The organism is Acetobacter sp., assembly GCF_047721705.1.
In the GTDB taxonomy this organism is placed as follows: domain Bacteria; phylum Pseudomonadota; class Alphaproteobacteria; order Acetobacterales; family Acetobacteraceae; genus Acetobacter.
The window spans coordinates 1-26,037 of record NZ_JBDNXK010000006.1 but is presented as its reverse complement, the minus strand read 5'-3'; the positions used below and the strand labels follow the sequence as shown (position 1 = coordinate 26,037).

Here is a 26,037-nt window from a genome sequence, read left to right as displayed (position 1 = left end):
CATGAGTCGGCAGGCAGGTGGGGCGCACAGGCCCGTCTGCCGTAACAGAACAACAGGGAATAGAGACATGGCTCAGGCCAAAACCAGCCTTCGTTCTGCCGTTGCCGCGAGAAACGCTGGCAAGACACAGACGAATGCCACCGCAGACCAACTCGTTGCCACGCTGCGCGATACGATGGTGTCGCTTGTGCGTCGTGACGGTCCGGACCTCTCCGCACGTCAGATGGCGGTATTCCTGACCTGCTATCTGCAGGAAGAGGGCCACACGGTGCGTGGTCTCGCGGCGGATCTGAATGTGTCCAAGCCAGCCATCACCCGTGCGCTTGACCGTCTGGGCGAGCTTGATCTGGCACGCCGGAAGGTTGATCCGCTTGATCGCCGTTCCGTGCTGGTTCAGCGCACCCTCAAAGGTGCTGCGTATCTGCGCGAAATCCGTTCGATCATGGGTGAAGCGGGAACCGCACCACGTAAGGAAGTCGAAGAGCGTATCAAGCGCGTCGCCTGAAGCGTTTTTTCAGTTTCAGAGAAAAGGCCGTGTCTTCAGGACACGGCCTTTTTTATTGGGTTTTTGAAAAAGAGGCTGGGTTGAAGCCCCTGTCCAAAGCGTCCACTCTGTCCGGGTATAATTGCCCCTTTCTTCATGGGAGAGATCATGACCGAACTGACTGACGCGCTCAGGCACCGTTATACCTGCAAGGCCTATGACGCTTCTCGTCGTCTTCCAGACCCGATTGTGCAGCAGCTTCTGGCAGCGCTTCGATACAGTCCGTCTTCCGTCAATTCTCAGCCGTGGCATTTCATTGTGGCTGACAATGCGGAAGGCAAGGAACGGATCGCCAAAGCGACGGCGGGTTCTTACGCCTATAACGCAGCCAAAGTGCTGAATGCGTCTCATGTTATCGTGCTTTGTGCGCGCAATGAACTGCCCGACGATTATCTCCAGGCAGTGCTTGATCAGGAGCAGGCCGACGGACGGTTTGCGGATGAAGCGGCCCGTGAAGGGCAGCGCAAGGGGCGCGCAGGCTACGTTGCGCAGCATGAAAGTGCTGGCGATGTCGCGGAATGGACGCAGAAGCAGACTTACATCGCGCAGGGCTTTCTGCTGCTGGCGGCAGGGCTTCTGGGTGTGGATGCCACACCGATGGAAGGTTTTGATCCTGCCGCGCTGGATGCGGAATTCGGTCTCAAGGAGAAAGGATTTTCTCCTGCGGTGATCGTTTCGCTCGGTTATCACGCGGACGGTGATTTCAACGCGACATTGCCGAAGTCGCGTCTGCCTGAGGCTGTGCTTTTCTCACGCGCCTGACACACATCTGCGGTGCCAGCGTCTGACCAACAGGTTCAGCGCTGGTTCGCGGAAATCAGGATATCGCACGACGGGAATTTGTAATTCCCTTTATATATTCAAGTTTCTTTCCATGTAAAAAAGAATTTCGTCATCACTCTGACACTGCATTGAGTGTGTCAGAGTATGTATAGTTGTTATTTGCAGTTGACAGTGATTTGCAATTGCACAAAAGGTGCGCCGCATAATTTTGTGTTGCGGAAAGAAACCATGCGCCAGTCGATTTCCCTGGCACGCAGTGTCGTGCCTGTAGCTTTCATGGTTTCGCTCGGTTCTGCGGCGATGGCGGCCTCGCCGGAGCCGGAGCCCATCAAGAAGAAAGCGACGGTCAGAAAGGTCGCTGGGAAAGCGGGCTCAAAGGAAGAAGTCATCGTCGTGACGGCGACGGGTCTTTCCCATGCGACTTCCAGCACAAAAACCCGTACGCCGATCATTGAGTCCGCCCAGACCATTTCCATTGTCAGTCGGGAGGAAATCGAACTTCGTGCTTCGCCAACCGTGGCGGACGCGCTGGCCTATACAGCAGGCGTGCAGGCCGAGCCGAGCGGTATCGACAGTCGTGTTGACGAAGTTTCAGTCAGAGGGTTCGGCGCGGGCGGCTTTTCTTCCAACAACAATTTTGTGGACGGATTGCGCCTGCCGTCCGGTGGCCAGTGGACACGCACCTCGTTCGATCCTTTCGCACTCCAGCAGATCGAAGTGCTCAAGGGTCCGTCTGGCGCGCTTTATGGACAGACGGCACCCGGCGGTATCGTCAATCTGACGACCAAGAAACCAACAGAGCAAAGTCACGGTGAGTTTTTTACCCAGACGGCGGGTTATACGGATCTTGGAAACTGGCAGGGACAGGCTGCGGGCGACGTGTCCGGCAAACTGAACAAGCAGGGAACAGTGCTCGGCCGGATTGTCGCTCTTGCGAAATATGGTGGCACGCAGGTCAACAGTGTCATGACTGGCCGTTATTATGTTTCTCCCACGTTGACATGGAAATACGCTCCAGGTTCGTCGTGGACGCTGCTGGCACAGTATCAGCGCGATGCGGGTGGTTCGACGTTCCAGTTTCTTCCGCGTACAGGCACGCTCATTGCCTCGAAGGGGCGTTACATCTCCAACGACGCCAATATCGGCGAGCCGGATTGGGACAAATTTGATCGCACGCAGGCTTTGGCGGGATCTTTTCTGGAACACCAGGTCAACCGTTTTCTCACGGTGCGCAACAATGTGCGCTACACTTATCTCGATAATCTCTATCGCGCGACCGTGCTGAGCGGAGATACGCTCACTGCCTGTCCCCCATCGGTCAGGGGCTGTGTGGCGGGTGAGACCGTCAATCGGCGTGCCGTGGAAGGCCGAGGCCGTTCACAGGGCGTAGCGATGGATACGCAGATCGAAGGTCATGTGCGAACGGGGCCGGTGCAGCATACGCTGCTGGTCGGAACAGATTATTTCTATACCAACTGGGAAAGCTCCCGTGATCTTGTGAATTCCGCACTTGTTTTGCCAATGCTTGATATTTTCAATCCGATCTCAAGGGGAGCGGAGGGGTATGCGGGCGGCCTCAGTCCTCAAGTCTACAGTGCTACGACCTCGACCCAGAATGGCGTCTATTTTCAGGATCAGATGAAATTCGATCGCCTGCGTGTCACGGTTGGAGGTCGACAGGACTGGGCGACAGATGACACGTTGAATATCCTCACTCAGAAACGATATGTGACGTCATCTAATAAATTTACGTGGCGTGCGGGTGGTGTCTATCTGTTTGACTTCGGGCTAGCGCCGTATTTCAGCTACGCTACATCTTTTCTGCCGCAGGTCTCCGATCCTTCGACTGCGCTGAATGGTCAACCCTTTAAGCCGACTACAGGCGATCAGTATGAGGCGGGGCTGCGCTATCAATACAAGAAGAGTATTTACGTTACGTTTGGCGCCTATCAGATCAAGCAGCAGAACATGACCACGCCTTCACCGGGTGGGGAACTGTGTGGCACCACAACCTGTCTCATACAGACAGGCGAAGGCCGTGTCAGAGGACTTGAGCTGGAAGGACGTGCAACGCTTCCGTGGGATATGGCTGTGATCTTCACCGGCACGCGGAGCGATCCGAAGGTGACGAAATCGAATATTGGATCGCAGATCGGCAATTATCTGCCGCAGGCACCTAAGTGGATGGCGTCGCTTTTTGTCGATCAACGTATCAGACACGGTATTTTCAAAGGCACAGGTGTTGGCGGTGGCGTCCGTTACACCGGTCATAGTTATGGCGATACGGCAAATACGCTATCGATACCCGGTTATACAGTGTTCGACATGTTCCTGCGTTATGATTTTGGAGAAGCGCATCCTCGCTATAATGGCCTGTCTTTTTCGGCGAATGTACGAAATATCGGCAATAAACGATTTGTCGCAACATGCACGGCGGTGTCGGCCTGTTATTATGGGCAGGGACGAAGTCTGACGATGCGACTGGAATATCGCTGGTGATACCGGGAAATTTCATGCTGGTTCTTGGAGGTATCGCCACGCTGGTTGCAGGGGGGCTGTTTTACTGTGCCTCTTCACAGCAACGGCTTCTTCCTGCCCCTCTGTCCGCTCTTTTAGGCGTGGGTGGCGGGACAGGTCTCATTACCATCGCTGTCATCTATCTTTCGCAAATCATGTCTCCGGCAACGACATCTTTCATGATCGTTCTTCTGCTAATGATTGTGTGCTGCCTGTTGCCGGTGCTGGCTTCCTTTCTGAAGCTGCGGAATGGACGTCGGTGATGACAAAAAAGCTCGATAACACAGCCTGGAAAGGAAAACTTTCCGCTGGGGTTCTGGCAGGAGCCGGATCGGCTTTCGGACTTATGGCTGTCATTGGACTGCTCTGTCATACAACGGGCAGTCCAATGACGCTTTCAGCGCAATACCTTTTATGGGTTGTTGCATTCGTATGGATTGTGATCGTCTCCTCATGTTTCCTGTTTTCCAGTGGACGGAAAGCATGGGGATGGCTAGGCGGTTCATGTCTCTTGCTCTGGCTTGTTTTCCTCATTCTGAAGAACGTGATGCGATGAAACTCCGCGCTGATATTGTCGAGATTTATCGCGAAGTTCATAGCTGGGTCGGTATTCTGACCGCACTGTTTCTGTTCGTTGCTTTTTATGCTGGTGCAATCAGCATGTTTGAACCGGCGGTACAGAACTGGCTGTCTGTGGAGAGCCATCTGCCTGCGCCGGTTTCCCTCGAACGGACACCAGAACTGATGGACAAAGCGTTTGCGGCCTTTCCGGAGGCACGCAAGCATTACATGATCGTTCTGAATGTGAGCCGTACGCAGCCGGCCCGCATGGTGTGGTCAAAAAAAGCCGATCCACATGGGAACGTCCCGAAACTTTTTGTTGGCGCGGCTCTTGACCAGAATGGCGCTCTGGTGACGGAAAAACGTCCTTCTTCGGAAGCCGCCTACTTTATTGATGTGTTGCATCAGCGTGTCGGGCTTCCTTTTTCCGAGGATGTGGCAATGCCGATCATGGGCGTGGTGGCTCTCGCTTATGCGGTTGCGCTGGTTTCCGGTGTCATTGCGTTTCTGCCTGCTCTGAAAAAAAGTCTTTTCGCTGTTCGACTGGATGGAGCGAAACGGCGTGCCTGGCTGGACCTGCACAATGTATTCGGTTTCTTTTCTCTGCCGTTTCACATCGTCATGGCGGTGACGTCCGTTGTATTTGCCTTCCATGAGCAGATCTATGACGTGCAGAAAATGCTTTTTCATAAAGCGGATCTTCCCGCTCATGTCAGGTCGCGCGACGAGGGAGTGAAAAATGCTGGTACACCGCTGGAACCGGCTGTGCTTGTCGCTGCTCTGGCGCGTCAGGCTCCGGGCTTTGTGCCGAATACATTGCAGTATGCCGTTCGTGGAGACGGGGTGCTGACTCTGCGTGTCGCGGGATATGACAGGCGTTTTCCCATGAGAGGACCCAATGTCGGGTTTGCGATGATGGACCCGCTCACCGGTCATATTATCTCGACTGACTATCTGCCTGGCCACCAACCGACGGGCTTTGCGGTTCTCACCTCGTTTTTCTCTCTGCATTTCGGCAGTTATGGCGGTGCGCCGGTTCGGTGGGGCTATCTTGTTCTCGGGTTTTCTGGCGCTTTTCTTTTCTATACCGGAAACCAGCTCTGGATCATGGCGCGGCGGCGGCGGGAACGTGCCAGCGGGTTGGAGTTCGACACACGTGGCACGCGCATCCTCTCGTCGCTCACCATCGGTTGCTGCACCGGCTGTATGACGGGCATTGCCGCCGTTCTCACTGTTGCCGCGTTTTGGCCGGTGTTTTTGCCCTATATGAGCATTGCGACCCTCTATTACGTGATCTTTGCACTGTGTGTATTGCTCGCCTGCTTGCTGCCGTCTCGGCGGAAAGCAGTAGCCCTCTTCACGATCGCGGGCATCAGTAACGCGCTTCTGGCGACGGTCGCCCTGACGCGGGAATGGCATCTGCACGATGGAACATCGGTCGCAGTGGCGACCGTCGCACTCTTGCTGGCGGCAGGGCTTCTTCTCGTGCCGCTGAAAATGCGGCGACTGGCGTGATGGAAGATCAATGCGGTGAAAAAAGGGCATCCTTTTTGCGCAACCCTTATGCGCTCTGAACCTTCTTTGCGGAGAAAAATGCACATGTTTCAATGATCTGCGAAACCGGCATGATGATCGTGCGTTACAATGGTCACAACTCTTCACGACCACCATTTCTGGTTTTGTCGGAAACATATTCAGGAGTGCAGTAATGCGTTTAGCTCCATTGGCCGCAGTTGCGGCTTTTTCTGCTGCCGTTTTCACGATGCCTGCTCAGGCAGCGGAATCGGCGCTTGGCAAGCCTTCGGGCACGATCAGCATCAAGGTCAAATCGGCCGATGTCGGCGTCGGTTATACGTGGGGTGACGCCCGCCTTACCTTCAATGGCAAGGTGTACCGCTACAAGGTGACGGGTGGCCAGATCGCCGCTGTTGGTTTTTCTGAGTCCGAGAGCAAGGGCACGGTCTACAACCTGCACCGTGTGGCCGACATGACGGGAACTTTCGCCTCGACTCATGGTGAAGCGACTTTGGGCTCTGGCCTGGGAGGAGCGGTTCTTGAAAACAAGAACGGCGTTCGCCTGAAGCTGGAAAGTGATTCCAAGGGTGCGCGTCTCTCGGCAGGCGCAGGTGGCCTGACATTCGAGCCACTTAAATAAGAGCTATCGTGACGGCAAAATATGCCGTGACGAAAAAACGGGGGTCTCAAGATCCCCGTTTTTTATTTGATTCTATTGCTTGGTCCGTACGAACCTTACCAGCGTCCAACAGGGTGACGCTGAACGCGCAGAACCACGAAAGCTGTCCACAGCACTTGCGGCAGGATCACGAGCGCTACGGTCAGCAGATCGCCGTTTAACGCTGCCTCCCGTGCGGGCAGGGAGAACAGCGCGTAGGCTGCGCCCCCCCACAGAACAAATCCCCAGTGCAGCAGTGATACGACTGGCATTGGAATGCCTGACCGGAAGGCGATCTGATAGAGGTGCCCCCGGTGTGCCTGAAGCAGCTTTTCGCCCATGCAGCCGCGACGGATGAGTGTGAAGGCCACATCGTACAGCAAGCCCGCGGTCAGGCACGGCACGAGCAGGCCCGTATGAATGTCCGGTATTTTTGGTGCGATATCAGGGGTAGCGAGGAAGAGCGCTGCCGTGGCCACCAGCAGACCACAGGGCTGGCTGCCGACATCGCCAAGAAAGATGCGGGCACGTGGGAAATTCAATGGAAGAAACGCCAGTAATCCAAAAGCCAAAAGCGCTGCGGACAGCCGCAGTTCCACCGTGTCTGAAGGCCAGAACGGTAGGGCGAGGCAAAGGAAGGTCAGGCAGAGCGAGCCGGAGACCAGTCCGTTAAGGCCATCCATGAAATTGACGGCATTGGTGACGAAAACAGTCCATGTCACGGCCAGGACAAATGCCGCCATCACCATAGTCGAACTGGAGAGGCTGCCAAGCGGCAACGTGGCGGCAGCGACCAGAAGCGCGGCGACGATCTGAGCGGCGAGCTTTATGGTCGGTCGCCATTGATAGACATCGTCGAGCCATGACACCGCAGCGAGAAGGGCGACCGCAACCCATAGGGCAACGGCATCCGGCGTGAAGGCTGCCAGTCCACACATATGCCGCATGGGAAAGAACAGAATCAGAAAAGCGCCGACCACACCCACTCCGCCGCCTTTGGGTGTGGGAGTGCTGTGAGAGCTCCGATGACCCGGCGTGTCGAGAACCGCGACGGCGATCATCCGGCGGCACAGCAACGCGGAGATGCCGTAAGCAAGAATCAGGAGGCCGAGGGAAAGAAACTGTTGAGACATGCTGAAAGCCGGAACGGGGAGAAAGACAGGTTCGGCTTCGCGCGCATCAAGCCGATACAGCAGTGGCTATAGGGCGCGCAGGGTGTGCCCGCAACAATCCCTCATGATCGGTGTCAGGATTTCGCATGTCCGTAGGTCGCGTTCAGGCGTTCCTGTAGATAGTCATGACCCGTGATGGGAGGATAGTGCGGCTTGTCGTCCGCTTGTGTCACGATTGGCTCGACAAGGGCGTCCGCGTCCGGATCGAGGAAGAAGGCTATGGAATAGCGCTCGGCGGCAGGGCGCAGAACACGGTGCGGCGTGGAGGTGTAGACGTCGTTGCTCCACCGCATCAGGCAGTCGCCAATATTGCAGATGAATGTGCCGGGGATCAGCGGTGCGTCGATCCATTCCTGTCCGCGTGGGCGCACCTGCAGGCCCGATACGCCATCGACCGCCAGAATCGTCACATTGCCATAATCCGTATGTGCTCCGGCACCGGGGCCGGTAGCTTCCTGCGAGCTTTCCGGCGCGGGGTAGTGAAGCAGACGCAGGGTCGCGAGCGGATTTTGGAATTTATCGACGAAAAAATCCTCAGCCACACCAAGGTCGCGGGCGAAGCCGCGATGAAGGATGGCGCCGAGATCAAGGCAGGTCTTGAAGTATTCTTCCATCAGGGCACGCCAGCCGGGCAGATCGGGGCAGGCTGAGAGCGTGCCTTCCTCGTCACGATTGAGGTTGAACGCTTCCTTGCGGTCGGGGAGGGAGCTCGTATCCAGACGCTCCACACCCAGTCCGACATAACCGCGATTCTTGCCAAGATGGCGCATTGCCAGCGCATCCTTGGCTTCGGGAGACTGGCTGAAGAAGTGGCGCGATGCCGCGAACATCTTCTCCATCGTATCGGATGCGACCCCGTGGCCCTGCATATAAAAGAAGCCGGTCTCACGGCAGGCTTGGCCAAGGGCCTGCGCCGTGGTCGCGCGTTCGGCTTCCGTGCCGGAGCGGAGCGGCGTGATGTCGATGACGGGGATCGTGGTCATGGGCAGGGCGCTCTTCTGGGATGGAAAGGAAGGGTGCTGCGTGCAGTCTGGCCTCCATTTCAAAATCGAAACCAGCTCACGCTAGCGAAAAAGAGCAGCGGATAAAATGGTCTGAGCCCGGCAGGCTGACTGCCGACACCAAGAAGAAATGCAAAAAACCTTTGTCCAGCTGCCTTCTAGCCGACGCATTGGTGGGCTATACGGCGAGCGTGATGGTCCCGCAACGCCCGCCGGACGCCGCGCCGAAAAGCACCCGGCTGCGGCCGCTCAACCGGATACTGGTCAATGTCGCCCTTGACGGCAGCCTTGCCGCCGTGGCTGCGCCTGTCGCGCGCTGGCTGGCTGCGCCGCGGGACGGCCTCCTGCATCCGCTCTGGTTTCTTGCCGGTGGGGCGATCACCCTCATTGTCAGCGGCGTGCCATTCCGCATGCAGCAGCAATACTGGCGCTTCTCGGGTCTTTCCGACCTGCTGGGCATTGCGGGCGCTTCCATCGCCAGTTCACTGCTGTTCACGTGCGGTCTGTACGTTACCGGCTTTCCACTGCCCAGCCCGACCTTTCCGATCATTTACGCGTTGACCCTCACCGCCATGCTCGGCGGGTTAAGAATGGCCTATCGTCTGAGCAACGGCATCACCCGCCGGAGTGTGGTGCAGCGACGCATCGTGCTGGTCGGCGCGGATCAGATTGCCGACCTCTATCTCCGGGCCCTTGATCGCAATCCGGAATCGGGGGTGCGAGTCACGGGACTGATCGGGCTTGGAACGCATCAGGCAGGACGGCGCATCCACAATGTGCCGATTCTTGGTCATGTAACTGACATTGCTGCTCTTCTTGATGGTATGGCGCGTCGGAATGCGCTGCCTGACACGCTGGTGGTCACCGATCCGAATTTCCGGGGGGAAGGACTGAGCCGCGTGCTGGAAGCGGCAGAGGCGCACGGCATCGACGTCATGCGTGCGCCGGTGCTGACCGCGCTCACGCCAGCGGAGAAGATCGAACTGCGGCCTGTGGCCATCGAGGATCTGCTCAATCGGCCACAAGTGCCGCTTGATCGGGCAGGCATGGACCGGATGATCCGCGATCAGGTCGTGGTGGTCACCGGCGCGGGAGGCAGTATTGGCTCGGAACTGGTGCGCCAGATCGCAGGTTTCGCCCCGTCTCACCTTGTGCTGCTGGACCACAGTGAGTTCGCGCTGTGGCAGATCGATATCGAGCTGAGCGAGATCACTCCCTCTTTGTCACGCAGTATCGTCGTGGCGGATGTGCGCGACGGGGAGCGGATCGACGCCGTATTCGCGCAGTATCGACCCACGCTCGTCTTTCACGCGGCGGCGCTCAAGCATGTGCCGATCGTCGAGGCCAATGCCTGCGAGGGTCTGCTGACCAATGTGGTCGGAACGCGGATCGTCGCTGATGCCGCCCAGCGGCACGGCGCGCGGGCGCTGGTGATGATTTCCACCGACAAGGCGGTGAATCCCTCCAGCCTGATGGGGGCGAGCAAACGCGCGGCGGAGATGTACTGTCAGGCGCTCGACATTGCCGCCCGTGCTGCCGGTGAACCTCTGCGGTGTGTCACGGTGCGGTTCGGGAATGTGCTCGGTTCGACCGGTTCCGTCGTGCCGCTGTTCCGGCGTCAGCTTGAGCGCGGTGGTCCTTTGACGGTCACGCATCCCGACATGCAGCGCTATTTCATGACTGTGCCGGAGGCGGTCGGGCTTGTGCTTCAGGCCAGCGTCCGTGGCACGGACAGCGCGGGTTTCGAACAGGATGAAAGCGTAGCGTCCGATCGTGTGGCGGGAACGGACGCCCTACTGCGGGAAGGCGGCATTTTCGTGCTGGATATGGGGCAGCCGGTAAAGATCGTCGATCTGGCGCGCCAGATGATCCGTCTGGCCGGGCTTCGTCCCGATGAAGACGTGAAAATCGATTTCACCGGCCTGCGCCCCGGCGAGAAACTGTTCGAAGAGCTGTTTCACGGACGGGAGGCGCCGGTACCGACCGATGCGCCGGGGCTGCTGATGGCCGCGCCGCGTGTGGTCGATCAGGTGGAGGTCACGGCGGCGCTGGAGCGTCTTGCCGCGCTGGCACATGCCGGCAATGCGGCAGAAGCCATTGCGGTTCTCAAACAGCTCGTGCCGGAATTCGATCACAATGCGACCGGAGAGGCGCGCGGAGTCGTGCCGGGTGCGGATCGGGACAGGGAGATTTTGACTTCATGACCAGGGGGACAGCATGACCACGACGGATGGCGTGAAGCCGATCGCCTTTCTTGACCTTCCCGCGCAGCAGCGCCGTCTGGGCGCGCCGCTGAAGCAGAGAATCGATGCGGTTCTGGAGCATTGCCGCTTCGTGCTCGGTCCGGAAGTGACAGAGCTAGAGGAGAAACTCGCGGCGTGGTCCGGCGTCGGTCATTGCGTGGGTGTGTCGTCCGGCACGGATGCCTTGCAGATCGTGATGATGGGCGAGAACATCGGAGAGGGTGACGCCGTGTTCTTGCCTGCGTTCACCTATACGGCGACGGCCGAGGTGCCGCTGGTGCTGGGTGCGACGCCTGTATTCGTGGATGTGGACCCGGACACGTTCCAGATCGATCCGGCCAATCTGCGGCAGCGGATCGAAAAGGTGCTTCAGGACGGTATTCTGCGGCCGCGTGCAATCGTTGGCGTGGATCTGTTCGGCCAGCCTGCACCTTGGGACGAGTTGCGGGCAATCGCCAAGGAATATGATCTGTTCCTGCTGGATGACTGTGCCCAGTCCTTTGGCGGTGCCTATCACGGTCGCAATCTCGGCGCTGAAGCCGTGGCGAGCACGCTGTCCTTCTTCCCTTCCAAACCGCTGGGTGGCTATGGCGATGGCGGCGCGATCCTGACGGACGACGCGGACCGCGCTGAGCTTTACCGTTCGTTGCGTACGCATGGTGAGGGCAAAACCCGCTACGAAGTGCTGCGCACGGGCATGAACGGTCGTCTCGATACATTGCAGGCCGCCGTGCTGCTGGCCAAGCTGGACGGATTCAAGGAAGAACTGGCGCGTCGTGACGCCATTGCGCAGGCATACGATGCCGGACTGAAGGACGTGGTGCAGGTGCCAGCTCGCGTGCCGGATAGTCAGAGCGCATGGGCAATCTATGCGATCCTGTTCCAGAATTCGGAGGAACGGGTGACAGCGCAGGCGCGTATGAAGGCGGCTGGTGTGCCCTCTGCGATCTACTATCCGTTGCCGTTGCACCACCAACCGGCCTATCAGCCCCATCATGACGGTGTGGCACTGCCTGTTTCCGAATCGCTTTCGCAGCGGATTCTGGCTCTGCCGATCCACCCGGAACTGACAGATGCGGAGGTCGCCCGTGTGATCGCCGCTGTGCGTGGCTGAAGGATCGACGAAGTATGAGGAAGGAAACCGCGTTCATCATCACCTTTCTGGCGTTCACGATAGGAACGGCGGCGGTGATCTGGATGGCCGCCCTGCCGAATTTTGTGGCCGTCAGCTTCCCGGAAGTGACGGCTGGCAAGATCGTGGTGGGACCGATGCGGGATTCCCGCGCACTGGCGCCGGGCGAGGTGGCGATGGTTAATGACTGGCTCAAGAATCACACCAAGGGCTGGGGACCGCTGAGCCAGACGCCTCCCTCGAGTGGCGATGCCCGCTTGGAACTGGAAGGCACGAAGGACGGCAAATCGGACCCGATCGTGCTGACCCTCTGGACCGGAATCAGCGCGGCGGACTGGAACAATACGGTGTTTGTGGAAACCCCGGACGGGTCGAAGGTGCGGACAGAAAGTTTCCCGGACAAGGAGTTCGATCCTCTCCGCAAGCTGGCCGACGGGCATGTGTTTCCCCGTTCGGCGTTCCCCTGATGCAGGTGCCGGCTGATACGCAGGCACTGATTTTCGATTGCGACGGGACGCTGGTCGATAGTTTGCCGCTTTATCTCCAGTCATGGCTGGAGGCACTGAAGGCCAAGGGCGGACTGGATGTATCGCCGGAGTGGTTCTTCAGTCGCCGCGGTTATTCGGAAGGCATGGTGCTGTCGGCGCTCGAAAAGGAACGGGGCGTTGCTCTGGATCGGGCCGCCATCATGACCGCGACGCGTGAAGGCGTGCGTTCGCGTCTTCCAACCGTTAAAGGCAACGTGCCGGTTGTGGCGCTGGCCCGAGAGTGGGCTGGATGTGTGCCGATGGCCGTGGCCTCCAGCGGCTCGCGCGAAGTGGTCGAAGCGTCTCTGGCCGCCATCGGTCTGCTGGATATTTTTGATGCCATTGTGACCATTGAAGACGTCACACGGCCCAAGCCTGCCCCCGATATCTATCTGCTCGCGGCGGCACGTCTTGGCGTGCAGCCCGCAGCGTGTCTGGTGTTCGAAGATAGCGCCGAGGGGTTGGAAGCTGCGCATGCTGCTGGTATGTCCGCAAAAGATGTGCGGTCTTGGTCGGATTTTCAGGCGATCGCCTGATGAAAACCTGCTGTGCATCATGTGGCGCGCCGATGACCTGTCTGGCTTCTGGTGACTGCTGGTGTATGGCGTTGCCCCCGGTTCTGCCGATACCGGAGCGACCAGAGGAAAGTGGGTGCCTGTGTCCGCGCTGTTTTCAGGAAAAATCGTCTCGTTCATCATTCCATGACGCGGAAAAGGCGTCAGGGAATGACTGAGGGATTTTTAGGATGACGGTCGTGAAAATGACATTGTTTGCTGTTGTCTAACGATCGAAATAAGTGGTTTGCGAGGAGTGGCGTGTGAAGGTTTTCGTGCATCTGGCGAGAGGATTTGGTGGCGCGACATGGCGGGAGCGCTGGCAGTCCGGCAGGTTGCTCGGTCTCAATGAAGAGCAGGCCTATGGTTACGATCATGCCGCTTCGGCGGATGTGGATGTCACCTATTCGACAGACTATCCGGAAAATCCGCTCCAGAAGCTCGTGCGTCTCGGGGGACGCTTTATTCTCGGTTACGACTTTGTTCACGTATGGCGTAACCGCAAGCAGCTTCTCGACGCCGATGTCGTGTGGACCCACACGGAATCACAGACGCTAGGCGTGCTGACGCTCTTCCGGCTGATGCGGGGACGGAAGGTTCCGAAGCTGGTCGGGCAGACCGTCTGGATGATCGATCGCTGGGCGAAGCAGCCGTTATGGCGTCGGCTGCTGTATCGTTTCCTGCTGAGACGCCTTGATGTGCTGACGGTGCTCTCCATTCTCAACTGTGCGGATGCGCGGGAACGTTTCCCGTGGCTTCGGGCGGAGCGGGTGCTCTTCGGGATCAAGGCTGAGGGAATGAGACCGGCCCGAGGTCCACATGAGGGCAATCGCACCATCGTCCTGTCGCTGGGCAATGATGAACACCGTGACTGGCCGACATTTTGCGCCGCAGCGGATCATCTTCCTTCCGCCGCATTCCGTATCGCAAGTACAACCAAGGCGGCCCGTCAGGCGGCTGCAGGCCATGAAAACGTCGATATCCTGCGTATCAAAGATAATACCCAGCTTTTTGCCGCCTATGACGCAGCAGACATGGTGGTTGTACCGTTGACGGAGAATCGCCACGCTTCCGGCATCACCGTGATGATGGAAGCGACCTATTTCGGCGTTCCGATGATTGTTTCAAAGTGCGGAGGGGTTGAGGATTACTTCGATTCCGATTCGGTTCTCTATGTGCCGCCAGGTGATGCTGAAGCATTGGCCGCAGCGATCCGTGCCGTCAAAGCCGATCCCGAGGCAGCGAAGAAGCGTGTCGAGCGGGCGCAGGAGCGGATGAAGTCCGCATTGAACTCCAAAGCTTATGCGGAAGCGCATGTGGCGCTGTCGCGTGAACTGTTGCAAAGATAGAGCTATCAGTTCCGGCGGATGGTCAGGATATGGATATCATCCGCCGTGTCTTCCGTGGACAGGATTGTGTGACCAAGAGCTTCTGTCGAGCGCGTGACGTTTTTCAGCGGTTCGCTCCCTCGCAGGGTGACGCATAACACTTCGCCCGGTTGAAGCCCGTCGAGTGCGATCCGGGTGCGGACAAACGTCATCGGGCAGGTCTCGTGAGTGATATCGAGTGTGTGGGGATGGTGTTCGGTGTGATTCATGACGGAACTCTGAACGGATGATTCTGTTGCTTCAAGGTCTGGTGCTCACAATACAATTGAGCAACAAAGTGTGGTCTCTCTGTGGACAAGTCATATGGGAATCAGCTAGGCGAGGATTTATGGTTGCGCATACACAGGCAGCAGGAAGCATGCCGTGAGTCCGGCTTCGACCCCATCTCCCTTTCGGACGGCTCGTAAAGCAGCCAAGTCTGATGATTATTCTGATTCCCGGATCGCCCGCCTGTGCGTGGAGAAGGGACTCAAGATGACCGGGCAGCGGCGCGTGATCGCCCGCGTCCTGTCTGATGCCGAAGATCATCCCGACGTCGAGGAACTGTATCGTCGTGCGTCGGAACTGGATCCCCGCATTTCAGTGGCGACGGTCTATCGTACCGTCCGTCTGCTGGAGGAAAAGGGTATCCTTGAGCGGCGGGACTTCGGTGGCGGTCGTGCGCGCTATGAGGTGAGCGAGCACGGACGGCATTATCATCTGATTGATGTCGATACCGGAAAGGTTCTTGAGTTCGAGGATGAGGAGCATGAGGATCTCATGCGCCGGATCGCCAGCCGCCTTGGGTTTGAACTGATTTCGATGCGTTTGGAACTGTTCGGTCGTCGTATACCTGAGCCAGAAGCCGCGCAGACGGAAAGCAAACGTTCGAAAGCCGCCCGAGGCAAGGGAACCCGCAAGGCATGAGCGCCGAACAGCCGAGACGTGGCGGCCTCTCTGCACTCGACCTTGAGCGCAACGGCTTCCCTGAGCTGCGGGGCGGGAATCTGGGTGTGCGCATTGCGTCCACGCCCGAAGAGATCGACGCCGCGCAGGCTCTGCGTTACCGCGTTTTCTTTGAGGAAATGGGCGCTGTTCCCGACGAACGCGCTGCGCTCCTGAAGCGTGATGTCGATGAATTCGATGAGTATGCCGATCACCTTCTGGTGATTGATCACGCCATCTCTTCCGGTGCGGAGGGCGTGGTGGGCACCTACCGTCTCATGCAGGGGGATGCGGCGCAGCGGCTCGGGCGCTTCTACAGCGAGAGTGAGTTTGATATCTCGGTTCTCAAGGAATTTCCCGGCCGCCTGCTGGAAGTCGGGCGCTCCTGCGTGGATGTGCGTTATCGTGGACGTGCCGCGATGCAGCTTCTGTGGCGTGGGATTGCGTCCTACATTTTCCTTCACAAGATCGACGTGCTGTTTGGTTGCGCCAGTCTGGCAGGCACCAATCCCGACGAACTGGGCGAGGAACTGACCTACCTCTACCATAATCACCTCGCTCCTCCGGCGCTGCGCGTGAAGGCGCTGCCTGATCGTCGCGTGGAGATGCTGCGTCTTGATCCGCATACGGTTGACCGCCGTCGCGCGCTGACCCGTCTGCCACCGCTGATAAAAGGTTATCTGCGGCTGGGCGGCTATGTAGGCGACGGAGCTGTCATTGATCCGGTGTTCAAGACGACGGACGTGGCGGTGCTGGTGAAAAGCGAACTGATGGCTGATAAATATTATCGCCACTATGAACGCAGGCTGCGTGACGCGCTGGACTGAGGCAGCGCTGCTTCCTAACGTGATTCGCGCATCATGAATGCAGCCGTTCCAAAGAAACATCGGGTAAGGACGGCGCTGAAAGCGTTCGGTCGTCCGCTGCTGGCGGGCGCGGCTGCGGCCCTTGCCTTTCCTCCGTTGCATCTTCTGCCCATTCTGCCTTTCGCCTTCCTTGTCCTCATGCGTGCCATCGACGGTGCGGCAACCATGCGGCAGGCAGCCTGCGCGGGCTTTGCCTTCGGCTTTGGGCTTCATGCGGTCGGCCTTTACTGGCTGATCAACGCCATTCTGATCCGTGCCAGTGAATTCTGGTGGTTCGTGCCATTTCCCTCAATGGGATGTGCGCTCATTCTTGCGCCATTCGCTGCTGTGCCTGCTGCGCTCTGCCGTTTTGCGCCGCAGGGATGGCGGAGAGGTTTCCTGTTCGCAGCACTATGGACGCTCTGCGACATGGGACGCCTGTTTCTGTTCAGTGGCTTCACGTGGAACCCTATGGGAAGCGACTGGGCCTTTCATGGTCTGCTCGGCGATGTGCTGATTCAACCTGCCGCATGGATCGGTGTGGATGGCCTGACGCTTGTGACCGTCCTGCTTGCTGTGACCATGCCGCTGGGGCGTAGGATGGCGCTGTGTGGTGTGGGGGTGCTGGTCCTCTGGTCAGCAATAGGAGCCGCGCGGTTCTTCGCTCTTGCGGGTGCGGTAGCCGAGAGTCCTTCCTCACCACTGGTTGTGCTGGTGCAGGGCGATGTGCCCGAGCAGGAAAAAATCAGTCGGACCGATCGGCAGGCGATCTTCGAGCGTTATCTGCGGCTGACGCATGACGGTGTCGCTCGGGCGCTGAAGCAGACCGCTGAGATGCCTGGGGCTGCACGCCCCATCGTGTATGTCTGGCCAGAGACGGCTTTTCCCGGTGTGCTGGAGGAGGACGATCAGGCGCGTCTGATGATCGCCAGTGCGGCGGAAGGCGCCACAGCCGGTGTGATCGGCACCTTGCGGATTGCACCGGACCAGCACTGGCGCAACTCCATCGTTGCGCTTGATGAAAGCGGCGCGGTCGAGGGGGTCTATGACAAGGCGACGCTGGTGCCGTTCGGCGAGTATCAGCCGCCCTTCCTGCCGCTTCAGGTGGTGCCGGGTGGAGGCATGACGCCGGGACCGGGGCCACGCAGTTGGCATCTTCGGGGTGTCACGGCAGTCGGCCCGTTGGTCTGTTATGAAGTGATTTTTTCAGGACACGTCGTGGATCGGCACGACCGGCCGGACTGGCTGGTCAACGTGACCAACGACGCTTGGTACGGCAACAGCGCCGGCCCGCGTCAGCATCTGGCGGCCGTCCGGTTGCGAGCCGTCGAAGAAGGTCTGCCGGTCGCGCGTGCGGCGAATACCGGCGTTTCCATCGTTTATGACGCCCGCGGGCATGATATGGGCCGCCTTCCGTGGGATGTGGCGGACGTGCTGGTGCGACCGATGCCCGCGCCATTGCCGCCCACTCTGTTCGCCCGTTTTGGCCAGACTATTCCTGTGGTTCTGTGTCTGATCGTCGCGGCGTTGGCTTTTTCTCCCCGTATCCGGTTGAAGTCTGCACGTAGCAGTTAACAAATTCATCTTACGGTTGTATGTTAACCGGTAGTTAACAGCGTGTAGGTTGTCGGAGAAAACGCAATGACAGCAGTGGAAGACGCCAGCGGCACGCGTATAACCGATCTCGACGCGCATGTCGGCGCGCGCATTCGGCTGCGTCGGACCATGCTCGGCCTGTCTCAGGAAAAGCTGGGCGAGGCGATCAATCTGACGTTCCAGCAGATTCAGAAATACGAGCGCGGTGCAAACCGTGTCAGCGCCTCCCGGCTGTTCGAGATTGCCAAGGTGCTGGATGTGCCCATCGGCTTTTTCTACGACGATATGCCGCCCGAACCTCTGCCGGCGGTGCCCGCGTCCACACCGCAGACGAGCGCCCCGGTCATGGGGTTCGCGGAAGCGCAGCAAGGATTTGGCGGGCCGCCCGTGCCTGCCGCTGCCACTTCTTCCGGGCAGAACGTCGATGCCAGCGTCCTCTCCCGTCGTGAGACGATGGAACTGGTGCGGGCCTATTACCGGATTCCCGATACCGGCGTGCGCAAGCGGGTGCTCGACCTGATCCGCTCGATGGCGCCCCCCGAATAACTCAGGGACGTGGAGGCGGCGGCAGCGGCGTCCAGTGCGTCGGTTGCGCATGGGGTGCGCTGCGCCAGCGCCGGTCCTGCGGGTCCCAGCGATCCAGCCAGATATAGTCGCCGCGCTCGGGCATGTTCAGAAACAGCAGAATGGCGCTTCCGTCGCGCGGGGCCGTAGCGATCGGTCGCCACATGCGGGCCGTAAAGGCCTCCAGCGCCAGATACATCCGCGTGCGGTAAAGATCCTGCGCCTTGGTGGCGAGCCCTGACCACGGCGCGCCACAATAAGCGTAATAAGCCTCCGCCGCCGCTTCCAGCTGATCGGGCGAAACCAGCGGCATGTTTTGTCCACGGCGCTGCGCAACCGGTCTGACCGGCGAGGGGGACGGCTGCGCGTCGGAAGGAGAAGGGGAACGGGTCAAATGGTCTTCATGCCTGCAAGTGGAAGGCCATTAAGCTCCGAGATGACCCGTTTGTTCAAGAGGGGAAGGGCGCCAAAGGCCAGAAAGACAGGTTTCAGAGGTTGTGTTTTTGTAACCTGCCTTCAAGGCCTTAAGGGATGACCGCGATACCCGTGATCTCCACTTTCCATGTCGGGTCCGCCAGCTTCGCCTCGACCGTGGCGCGGGCAGGTTTGTTGGCGCGATCCAGCCACGCATCCCATGCGCGGTTCATGGCTGCCATATCACTGATGTCGGCAAGGAAGATCTGCACCGACAGAAGATTGCTCTTGCTGGTGCCCGCCTCAGCCAGAAGCGCGTCGATCTGGCGCAGGATGTCGGCGGTCTGCCCTTCGGCATCCAGTGTTGTATCGTCAGCGATCTGTCCGGCGAGATAAACCATGTTGCCGCAGACAGAGGCTCCGCTGAGACGTTCTTCGGGGGCGAGGCGTTTGATGGTCATGAATAGCCTGAACTGCAAAAATTGAATGGGCTGAAAGTTTAACACAGGTCGCTCGTGAGGATGACTGTGTTTCCGCTGTTCAGCCTGTAAGGGCGTGGATGGCGGCCATCCTGTGGCGATGTTATGTGATGGGTCATCACGAATTCAGGGATGCGACACATGCTGGCGAAGATTCAACCGGGTCCGACGTTCAGGGATAACCTTCAGAAACTGCCGTCGATTGAGGGTGTGCAGCGCATCGACCTGACCGATGGGACGGGTGCGGTGGTGGCCAGCATCGAGAACCTGCCGGGCAAGCAGGGATCTGTGGCTGTGTATCAGTATCTCGGGCAGGCTTTTGGTGTGCTGGATGCGGATGCGGCGGCGCATGGGCTGGCTGTGTTTGGCGAGCATACGGCGGATGCGCGGAACCGGCCGGGGGCGCACCCGAATATTGACCGGTTGCTGGAGATTGTGGGTGGGGGTGCGCCGTTGGGGGTTGTGGTTCGGTGACTGTGATGCGGGGAAAGTGGAAGGTCGGCTTCCCGACACGGAGGCTTGCAAGCGGACATCGCCGCCAATCCCACCTCACTATCCTCTACTCCGTCTCATAATCCCGGCACGATTTGCATTGATTCGGTATAGCAACATCATTCGCTAATAGGCGACAGCGATAATGCCGCCCCCGACTGTGATCAGCTTACAGCTTACTGCCCTCCCACCGTTGTTACGGCCGGATCCGGGGCAAAATCGTATACAGCTCCGCCAGAGCGTCGTTCACCGCTTCCTCGGGTGATGACCCGGACACTCGCAAGACCGCGAGTGCAACTTTTTCTTGAACTTGCGACAGCCATACTTTCACGACCGCTGCCTCCCGTGCCGACAGGACGTGAAGTCTTATTCCACAGTCCTCTCTGGCCGGGTATTCGATACCGCTATTCTCTAAAGTTAATCGTAACATTGCCGCCAACTGAGGACCGCACCAAATGCGCATATCCAAGCCGTTCAAAGTGAAGGCGAATGGCAAGCCTGTATTGACGGCAAATTGAAAAGCTAACACTGATTCGCACATGATCTGAACGCGAATTGCGTAAAGGCGCCTATCATCGACATCGCGGGAGTCTTGAGGCGCCCCAAGTAATTCCTCTTTAAGTGAGGACTTCACCCCGTTGGGGATAAGGTCGTAAATTGTCGCGCCAACAATTCCTTCAGCGATGCTACGAACCGATTTGAAGATCTCCATGAAGAGAGTTGTACGATTTCCGGCCTGAACCGTTTCTCGTATCTTTGCAATTTCCGTCGAGAGTTCATTTATACCATTTTGACCTTGACGATTTCTCACCTGCTCCTCAAGATCTGTAAGCAGCCGACGTAATTGTTCAGCTTCTTCAAGACTTACTCCGCGACCTCTCTGATCATCATCCACGATTTCGCTCCTAACGCAGTCGCTGCCTCACCACTGCCGTTAGGAGTGTAACACATATGTACAGTGTCCGTCTCGAAAAGCGACGAGCATCGCATCAATGGCATAGATGAGGGCGATTACTGCCTGTCTACGGCCATCCACTGAATAGATAGGCCGTTGAGGGGGGGGATGGCACGTTGGGTTCACCGAAGGAACAGCGCTAAAGCGGACTTATATTATAGATATCCGATGCGGCATTCTCTAACTATCAAGACAGAAAAACTTTCTTTCTCCCGCTCGTTACTATTCCGAGCTTTCCATGGCCGGGCCGATTGGAGTGATCGTGACGTGATAATCACCCATTTTTTGCGATGCTCCTTTAATCGAAAGAGATGAAGAAGTTTCGTCAAATTCCATTTCTTGAAAATTCGGATTAAAATCCAGGTGATATTTATAATTTGGAAGTTCTTCGACTTCAGTAAGAGATATATTCCCCCAATCCATAGTTTGGACCGCCATTCGGGCATTTGTTGATGCGGAAACTATTCCATATTTTGATTTGTAAGTTACTCGGCAGTCAAACGCCGGATTGTTGTTATCGACGTCAAAATTTGAATACAAATAGCTTTGAAACTGACCCATCGTCATACTCTAAATTCCTCTAAGCCTGACCATACGAGATCTTTATCTTATATCTAATGCTTTAGTAAGAGAATTTCTGACCGTCTACTTTAAGAACTACCAAATAAGGTGTTCTATCTCCGAGGTGAGGCGGAAGCGGACATGCTTGCTTATAAATTCTCAATAACAAATCGGATCAAAGGGACGCGTCCCTTTGTGGGGCACGGGGCAAAGCCCCGCCAACACTCCCAACAAAAAAGGCCTTCCACCGGGAACACCAGCGGAAAGCCTTTCTCACATAATCCCCGGCGCAGTCACCCACGCCGGGCCTTCATGCAGTAATCAGTTCTTCGTCTTGTCGACCAGCTTGGACTTCGCGATCCACGGCATCATGGCGCGCAGCTTCTCGCCGGTAGCCTCGATCGGGTGGGCGTCGTTGCGGGCGCGGACGGCCTTGAAGCCGACGTTGCCGGACTGGTTTTCGAGGATGAAGTTACGCACGAACGTGCCGTCCTGAATGTCGTTCAGGATGCGCTTCATCTCTGCCTTCGTTTCCGGCGTGACAACGCGCGGGCCGGAGACGTATTCGCCGTATTCGGCGGTATTGGAGATGGAGTAGTTCATGTTGGCGATGCCGCCCTCATAGATGAGGTCGACGATCAGCTTCATCTCGTGGAGGCACTCGAAGTAGGCCATCTCGGGAGCGTAACCGCCCTCGACCAGCGTCTCGAAGCCGGCACGGATCAGCTCGACGAGGCCACCGCAGAGAACAGCCTGCTCACCGAACAGATCGGTCTCAACTTCTTCCTTGAAGGTCGTCTCGATGATGCCTGCACGGCCACCGCCGTTGGCGGAAGCGTAGGAGAGAGCGATTTCCAGAGCGTTGCCGGAAGCGTTCTGCGCCACGGCGACGAGGGACGGCACGCCGCCGCCACGCTGGTATTCGGAACGAACGGTGTGGCCCGGGCCCTTCGGTGCGATCAGGAACACGTCGAGGTCCGGACGGGCTTCGATGATGCGGAAGTGGATGGACAGACCATGCGCGAAGGCGAGGGCTGCGCCCTGCTTCAGGTTCTTCTCAAGGGATTCCTTGTAGAGCGCGCCCTGACCTTCATCGGGTGTCAGGACCATGACGACGTCGGCCCACTTGGCAGCTTCGTCGGGGGTCATGACCTTGAAGCCGGCGGCTTCGGCCTTGGCGACGGCGGAGGAGGTCGGACGCAGACCGATCACGATCTCCTTGACGCCGCTGTCCTTCAGGTTGTTGGCATGGGCGTGGCCCTGGCTGCCGTAACCGATGATGGCGACCTTCTTGTTCTTGATCAGGTTAACGTCGGCGTCGCGATCGTAATAGACGCGCATGGACATAATGTATGCCTTTCAGTGCAGAAACCGGAGCGCGCCTGTGGCGTCACCCCGAAAAGGAAACTCAGAGGGTGCGGGGGCCTCGGGTGAGACCGGCGACACCGGTGCGGGAAACTTCAGCGAGGCCGATGGGTCGCATCAGTTCGATGAAGCTGTCCAGTTTGTCGCTTGCTCCCGTCAGTTCGAACACAAAGGAGCTCGCGGTTGTGTCCACGGCGCGCGCCCGGAAGGCTTCCGCGATGCGGAGGGCCTCGGTGCGGGCTTCGCCGGTGGAGACGACTTTCACGAGCACCATTTCGCGCGCGATATGTGGCCCAAGCGTTGTGAGGTTGGCAACTCGGCAGACGGGCACCTGTCGGTCGAGTTGGGCGCGGATCTGTTCGATGATCTCGGGCGTGCCGGATGTCACGATGTTGATGCGCGAGCGTGCGCCGTTGGCTTCGACGGGGGCGACGGTGAGGCTCTCGATGTTGTAGCCGCGACCGGAGAACAGGCCGACGACGCGGGCGAGGACGCCGCTTTCGTTGTCCACGAGGACGGAGATCACGGCGCGGATGATGTTTTCGCCGCCCGTGGCGAGGCCTTCGGGAGAGAATGAGGCTGTCGGGGCCGACAGGTCAGAAAAATGCTTCATCGACTGAATCCGGGGTCCGATCCGTTACGACGTCCGGGCGGCTGTAACCGCGCGGGACGCAAAAGGGAAGAGCATGGGGCGGTGTGTGGCGGTCTCTTTCTTTTTTCCAAAAAAGAACGGAACCGCTACACGCGGGAATGCGGTCTTTAAACGAGCATCTTCCCCTCGTCGGTGATTTCCGCGCCTTTCTCTTCCTGCTCCGGGCCGAGGATCATCTCGTTATGAGCCGCGCCGGACGGGATCATCGGGAAGCAGTTTTCGCCTTCCGCCACGCAGATGTCGATGACTGCCGCGCCGGGGTGGGTCAGGGCGGCGCGGATGGTGTCATCCAGTTCGCTCATCTTGGTGGCGCGGAAGCCCTTGGCGTGGAAGCTGTCGGCCAGCTTCACGAAGTCCGGCAGAGCGTCGCTGTAGCTCTCGGAGTAGCGGGAGCCGTGGAGCAGTTCCTGCCACTGGCGGACCATGCCCATGTAGTGGTTGTTGATCAGGAAGATCTTCACCGGCAGGCGATACTGGGCGATGGTCCCCAACTCCTGAATGTTCATCAGGGCCGAGGCTTCGCCGGAGATGTCGATGACCAGTGCATCTGGGTGCGCGACCTGTGCGCCAACGGCGGCGGGCAGGCCGTAGCCCATCGTGCCGAGGCCGCCGGAGGTCAGCCAGTGGTTCGGGCTTTCGAACTTGAAGAACTGGGCGGCCCACATCTGGTGCTGGCCGACTTCCGTGGAGACGAAGGTCTCGCGGCCTGTTTCGACGGCCAGTTCATAGATGCGCTTGATGGCCTGCTGCGGCTTGATGATGGCGTCGGGTGATTGATCCTGCGTGAAGCGCAGGCAGTCGAGCGCCTTCCATGCCTTGATGCGGGACCACCATGTCTCCAGCGCCTTCGTGTCGGGCTTGGCGGTCTGCGCTTCCCACTCCTCGATCATCATGGCGATGATGCGCCCGGCGTCACCGACGATCGGCACGTCCACGCGGATGATCTTGTTGATCTGCGAGGGGTCGATGTCGGCGTGGATCTTGAAGGAATGCGGCGAGAACGCATCGACGCGACCGGTCACACGGTCATCGAAGCGGGAGCCGAGAGCGATCAGCACGTCACAGTCATGCGTGGCCAGATTGGCTTCGTAGGTGCCGTGCATGCCCAGCATGCCGAGGAACTGCTTGTCGCTGCCGGGGAACGCGCCGAGGCCCATCAGGGTGGCGGTGCAGGGGAAGCCGGTCATGTGGATCAGGCGCGTGAGATCGGCGCAGGCTTCCTTGCCCGCGTTGATCACGCCGCCGCCGACATAGAACAGCGGACGCTTGGCCGACTTCATGGCCGCGACGGCACGGGCGACGGCCTTGCGGTCCGGCTCGGTGCGCGGCTGGTAGGACGCGCGGGGCGTGCGGCTTGGGGGCGCGTAATGGGCCGGGCCGACGGTGATGTTCTTCGGCAGATCGACCACAACCGGACCGGGGCGACCAGAGCGGGCGATCTCGAAGGCTTCGTTGACCACGGGAGCCAGCTCTTCGGGGCGCTTGACCAGATAGTTGTATTTGGTGGCGGGGCGCGTGATGCCGGTGGTGTCGGCTTCCTGAAACGCGTCATTGCCGATCAGCGACACGGGCACCTGACCGGTCAGGCAGACCACGGGGACGGAGTCCATCAGAGCGTCGAGCAGACCGGTCACGGCGTTGGTCGCGCCGGGGCCGCTGGTCACCAGCACCCCGCCCCCCCCCCCGGGCGCGCGGGCATAGGCTTCGGCGGCATGCACGGCGGCCTGTTCGTGGCGCACGAGAATGTGGCGGATGCGGTCCTGCTGGAACAGCGCATCGTAAATCGGGAGGACCGCGCCTCCGGGATAGCCGAAGACGACCTCGACGCCCTGATCCACAAGAACCTTCATGAGCACTTCTGCGCCGGTCAGCGTGGTGCTGGCGTCGGGGCGGGTCGTGATCGTCTGTGTGGTGGCGTTCATTGTCGTCTCCTCGGGGGCGTTGCCCGCAGGCTTTCTTCTCACCCGGGTTGCTTTGCTGGCCGACCGTTTCCGTATGGCGGCGCAGGTGTGTCTGTCGGCCCCATGCCGGCAGGTGGAGGGCGGGTTTATGCCTCTGCTGTCGGGGCGTCAACCTGTTTTTGTATGAAAGATACAATTTCGGTTATTTTTCTTTCCGAAAATTGCTCTGATGGGTCGAATCTTTTTTCGATAATAACCGTGTCGTCGGGGTGGGCCAGAGGGTGGTGGCCGAACCATGTGGCCTGACGCTTGGTGTAGCGGCCTGTCGCCAGCACGGCGCGTTCGCTGGCGGTGGGCAGGTCGATCTCGCCGCGCAGCAGGGCGGCCAGTTCGGGGACGCCGTGGGCGCGCATGGCGGGGAGGGCGGCGTCGAGGTTCTGTGTCAGCAGGGCGCGGACTTCCTCGATTGCGCCCTGCTCGATCATCCGGGTGAAGCGGTGGGCGATGGCTTCCCGCAGTCTGTCGCGCGGAGGGGCGAGGCGGACGGCGATGAAGCGGCAGTCTGCTGCTGGCAGTCCGGGTTGGGTTCGCCACCATGTCAGCCCTCTGCCCGTGCTGCGCCAGACTTCCCATGCGCGGGCCAGCCGTTGGGGATCGGTGGGGCGGAGGGTGCGGGCGGTGTCGGGGTCTACGT

The 26,037-nt window shown here is 59.0% G+C and carries 27 protein-coding genes; 16 read left to right on the top strand and 11 right to left on the bottom strand.

The annotated features are described in order from the left end of the window. Positions 1–67: 67 nt before the first annotated feature. From ABF824_RS01970 to ABF824_RS01945, 6 genes are all read left to right on the top strand, one after another. Complete coding sequence (locus ABF824_RS01970; protein WP_415486144.1) at positions 68–505, top strand: MarR family transcriptional regulator; 438 nt, start codon at positions 68–70, stop codon at positions 503–505. Between the two features lie 147 nt (positions 506–652). Then, on the top strand, positions 653–1,306 hold the full coding sequence (nfsB, locus tag ABF824_RS01965) for an oxygen-insensitive NAD(P)H nitroreductase (protein ID WP_415486143.1): 654 nt from the start codon (positions 653–655) through the stop codon (positions 1,304–1,306). A 249-nt stretch (positions 1,307–1,555) separates the two neighbouring features. Then, positions 1,556–3,826 carry a TonB-dependent siderophore receptor gene (locus ABF824_RS01960; RefSeq protein ID WP_415486142.1) on the top strand — a complete coding sequence of 757 codons (2,271 nt, stop codon included), beginning with the start codon at positions 1,556–1,558 and terminating at the stop codon, positions 3,824–3,826. 14 nt (positions 3,827–3,840) lie between these two features. Next, positions 3,841–4,107 carry a hypothetical protein gene (locus ABF824_RS01955; RefSeq protein ID WP_415486141.1) on the top strand — a complete coding sequence of 89 codons (267 nt, stop codon included), beginning with the start codon at positions 3,841–3,843 and terminating at the stop codon, positions 4,105–4,107. Positions 4,108–4,396: 289 nt separating this feature from the next. Then, positions 4,397–5,920 carry a PepSY-associated TM helix domain-containing protein gene (locus tag ABF824_RS01950; protein ID WP_415486140.1) on the top strand — a complete coding sequence of 508 codons (1,524 nt, stop codon included), beginning with the start codon at positions 4,397–4,399 and terminating at the stop codon, positions 5,918–5,920. Positions 5,921–6,113: 193 nt separating this feature from the next. After that, complete coding sequence (locus tag ABF824_RS01945; RefSeq protein WP_415486139.1) at positions 6,114–6,560, top strand: hypothetical protein; 447 nt, start codon at positions 6,114–6,116, stop codon at positions 6,558–6,560. Positions 6,561–6,655: 95 nt separating this feature from the next. Here ABF824_RS01945 and ABF824_RS01940 read toward each other — a convergent pair whose 3' ends face one another. Both ABF824_RS01940 and ABF824_RS01935 read right to left on the bottom strand, forming a co-directional pair. Further along, positions 6,656–7,711, bottom strand: coding sequence for a UDP-phosphate alpha-N-acetylglucosaminephosphotransferase (locus tag ABF824_RS01940; RefSeq protein WP_415486138.1), 1,056 nt, complete (start codon positions 7,709–7,711; stop codon positions 6,656–6,658). Between the two features lie 113 nt (positions 7,712–7,824). Beyond that, on the bottom strand, positions 7,825–8,733 hold the full coding sequence (locus tag ABF824_RS01935) for an isopenicillin N synthase family dioxygenase (RefSeq protein ID WP_415486137.1): 909 nt from the start codon (positions 8,731–8,733) through the stop codon (positions 7,825–7,827). Positions 8,734–8,945: 212 nt separating this feature from the next. On the opposite strand from ABF824_RS01935, the gene ABF824_RS01930 reads away from it, so the two are divergent. The 5 genes from ABF824_RS01930 (at position 8,946) to ABF824_RS01910 (ending at position 14,556) form a co-directional block, all read left to right on the top strand. Then, positions 8,946–10,955 (top strand): polysaccharide biosynthesis protein, encoded by a 2,010-nt coding sequence (locus tag ABF824_RS01930; protein WP_415486174.1) that lies wholly within the window; start codon positions 8,946–8,948, stop codon positions 10,953–10,955. A 13-nt stretch (positions 10,956–10,968) separates the two neighbouring features. After that, entirely contained in the window at positions 10,969–12,108 is a 1,140-nt protein-coding gene (locus ABF824_RS01925) for a DegT/DnrJ/EryC1/StrS family aminotransferase (RefSeq protein WP_415486136.1), read from the top strand. A gap of 14 nt (positions 12,109–12,122) precedes the next feature. Continuing rightward, the gene (locus tag ABF824_RS01920) at positions 12,123–12,593 is read left to right on the top strand and encodes a hypothetical protein (RefSeq protein WP_415486135.1); all 471 of its coding nucleotides are present in this window, start codon (positions 12,123–12,125) and stop codon (positions 12,591–12,593) included. Then, entirely contained in the window at positions 12,593–13,189 is a 597-nt protein-coding gene (locus ABF824_RS01915; protein WP_415486134.1) for an HAD family hydrolase, read from the top strand. The genes ABF824_RS01920 and ABF824_RS01915 overlap by 1 nt, the downstream gene beginning before the upstream one ends. A 281-nt stretch (positions 13,190–13,470) precedes the next feature. After that, positions 13,471–14,556: a glycosyltransferase gene (locus ABF824_RS01910; protein ID WP_415486133.1), complete on the top strand. Its 1,086-nt coding sequence runs from the start codon at positions 13,471–13,473 to the stop codon at positions 14,554–14,556. Between the two features lie 5 nt (positions 14,557–14,561). Here the strand turns inward: ABF824_RS01910 and ABF824_RS01905 are convergent, their stop codons facing one another. Next, entirely contained in the window at positions 14,562–14,804 is a 243-nt protein-coding gene (locus ABF824_RS01905) for a sulfurtransferase TusA family protein (RefSeq protein ID WP_415486132.1), read from the bottom strand. Positions 14,805–15,051: 247 nt separating this feature from the next. Here ABF824_RS01905 and ABF824_RS01900 point away from each other — a divergent pair, with 247 nt between their 5' ends. The 4 genes from ABF824_RS01900 (at position 15,052) to ABF824_RS01885 (ending at position 18,506) form a co-directional block, all read left to right on the top strand. Next, positions 15,052–15,501 carry a Fur family transcriptional regulator gene (locus tag ABF824_RS01900; protein ID WP_415486173.1) on the top strand — a complete coding sequence of 150 codons (450 nt, stop codon included), beginning with the start codon at positions 15,052–15,054 and terminating at the stop codon, positions 15,499–15,501. After that, entirely contained in the window at positions 15,498–16,346 is an 849-nt protein-coding gene (locus ABF824_RS01895; RefSeq protein ID WP_415486131.1) for a GNAT family N-acetyltransferase, read from the top strand. The genes ABF824_RS01900 and ABF824_RS01895 overlap by 4 nt, the downstream gene beginning before the upstream one ends. A 33-nt stretch (positions 16,347–16,379) precedes the next feature. Further along, on the top strand, positions 16,380–17,939 hold the full coding sequence (lnt, locus tag ABF824_RS01890; RefSeq protein ID WP_415486130.1) for an apolipoprotein N-acyltransferase: 1,560 nt from the start codon (positions 16,380–16,382) through the stop codon (positions 17,937–17,939). Between the two features lie 66 nt (positions 17,940–18,005). Further along, positions 18,006–18,506 (top strand): helix-turn-helix domain-containing protein, encoded by a 501-nt coding sequence (locus ABF824_RS01885; protein WP_415486129.1) that lies wholly within the window; start codon positions 18,006–18,008, stop codon positions 18,504–18,506. Position 18,507: 1 nt separating this feature from the next. Here ABF824_RS01885 and ABF824_RS01880 read toward each other — a convergent pair whose 3' ends face one another. Beyond that, positions 18,508–18,837, bottom strand: a complete 330-nt coding sequence (locus ABF824_RS01880; protein ID WP_415486128.1) for a hypothetical protein — start codon at positions 18,835–18,837, stop codon at positions 18,508–18,510. A 211-nt stretch (positions 18,838–19,048) separates the two neighbouring features. Beyond that, positions 19,049–19,399 carry a RidA family protein gene (locus ABF824_RS01875; RefSeq protein WP_415486127.1) on the bottom strand — a complete coding sequence of 117 codons (351 nt, stop codon included), beginning with the start codon at positions 19,397–19,399 and terminating at the stop codon, positions 19,049–19,051. A gap of 159 nt (positions 19,400–19,558) precedes the next feature. Here ABF824_RS01875 and ABF824_RS01870 point away from each other — a divergent pair, with 159 nt between their 5' ends. After that, on the top strand, positions 19,559–19,891 hold the full coding sequence (locus tag ABF824_RS01870; protein WP_415486126.1) for a DUF2322 family protein: 333 nt from the start codon (positions 19,559–19,561) through the stop codon (positions 19,889–19,891). A gap of 214 nt (positions 19,892–20,105) precedes the next feature. Here ABF824_RS01870 and ABF824_RS01865 read toward each other — a convergent pair whose 3' ends face one another. From ABF824_RS01865 to ABF824_RS01840, 6 genes are all read right to left on the bottom strand, one after another. Beyond that, positions 20,106–20,804: a hypothetical protein gene (locus tag ABF824_RS01865; RefSeq protein ID WP_415486125.1), complete on the bottom strand. Its 699-nt coding sequence runs from the start codon at positions 20,802–20,804 to the stop codon at positions 20,106–20,108. Positions 20,805–21,086: 282 nt separating this feature from the next. After that, positions 21,087–21,431 carry a hypothetical protein gene (locus ABF824_RS01860; protein ID WP_415486124.1) on the bottom strand — a complete coding sequence of 115 codons (345 nt, stop codon included), beginning with the start codon at positions 21,429–21,431 and terminating at the stop codon, positions 21,087–21,089. 315 nt (positions 21,432–21,746) lie between these two features. Continuing rightward, a complete protein-coding gene (gene ilvC / locus ABF824_RS01855; RefSeq protein ID WP_173574321.1) occupies positions 21,747–22,766 on the bottom strand; it encodes a ketol-acid reductoisomerase in 1,020 nt (339 codons plus the stop codon). A gap of 67 nt (positions 22,767–22,833) precedes the next feature. Beyond that, the gene (gene ilvN, locus ABF824_RS01850) at positions 22,834–23,403 is read right to left on the bottom strand and encodes an acetolactate synthase small subunit (protein WP_415486123.1); all 570 of its coding nucleotides are present in this window, start codon (positions 23,401–23,403) and stop codon (positions 22,834–22,836) included. 146 nt (positions 23,404–23,549) lie between these two features. Next, positions 23,550–25,364 carry a biosynthetic-type acetolactate synthase large subunit gene (gene ilvB / locus ABF824_RS01845; RefSeq protein ID WP_415486122.1) on the bottom strand — a complete coding sequence of 605 codons (1,815 nt, stop codon included), beginning with the start codon at positions 25,362–25,364 and terminating at the stop codon, positions 23,550–23,552. Positions 25,365–25,489: 125 nt separating this feature from the next. Beyond that, the coding region (locus ABF824_RS01840; RefSeq protein ID WP_415486121.1) for a tRNA (adenosine(37)-N6)-dimethylallyltransferase at positions 25,490–26,037 on the bottom strand (548 nt) is incomplete at its 5' end.